A 536-nucleotide genomic window follows, 5' to 3' on the forward strand; every position below is an offset into this window, starting at 1 on the left:
GGGCGTCCGGGCGTGCACGCGGACGGTGCGGCATTTGAAGTGGGTGGCGCGGCATTTGAAGGCCGGGGTGCGGCAATTCCAGCCCGTCCGGTGTTTGAGGACACGCCCGAAGGGCGTACGCACCCGCACGCGGAGGGCGCGGCGCTCGAAGCCCCGGGTGCGGCATCTCCAGCCCGTCCGGCGTTTGAGGACCGGGGTCTTGGGGCGGAGCCCCACGTTTCGGGAAGGGGCGGGGTGGGGGANGCGTTTGAGGACCGGGGTCTTGGGGCGGAGCCCCACGTTTCGGGAAGGGGCGGGGTGGGGGAGAACCCCGCCCGAGCCGCACACGACGCCACCACCCAGGCCCTCCACCTCCTCCAGTCCTGGCTGGCCGACGACCGTTTCACGGATTCCCGTCTGGTCCTGCTGACCTCCGGCTCCGTGGCCACCGGGCCCGGTGAGCCGGTGACGGATCTGGCGGGGGCTGCCGTACGCGGTCTGGTGCGTTCGGCGCAGGCCGAGAACCCGGACAGGCTCCTCCTGATCGATCTCGACGG

1 protein-coding gene is annotated in these 536 nt (G+C 72.1%); it reads left to right on the forward strand.

All coding sequences use genetic code 11. From position 1 onward, the window contains the following. Nucleotides 1-297: 297 nt before the first annotated feature. Nucleotides 298-536: SpnB-like Rossmann fold domain-containing protein (locus IEJ02_RS46790; protein ID WP_191070350.1), on the forward strand; the 239-nt coding region annotated here is incomplete at its 3' end.

Source organism: Streptomyces sp. 5-10 (genome assembly GCF_014712245.1).
GTDB lineage: Bacteria > Actinomycetota > Actinomycetes > Streptomycetales > Streptomycetaceae > Streptomyces > Streptomyces violaceusniger.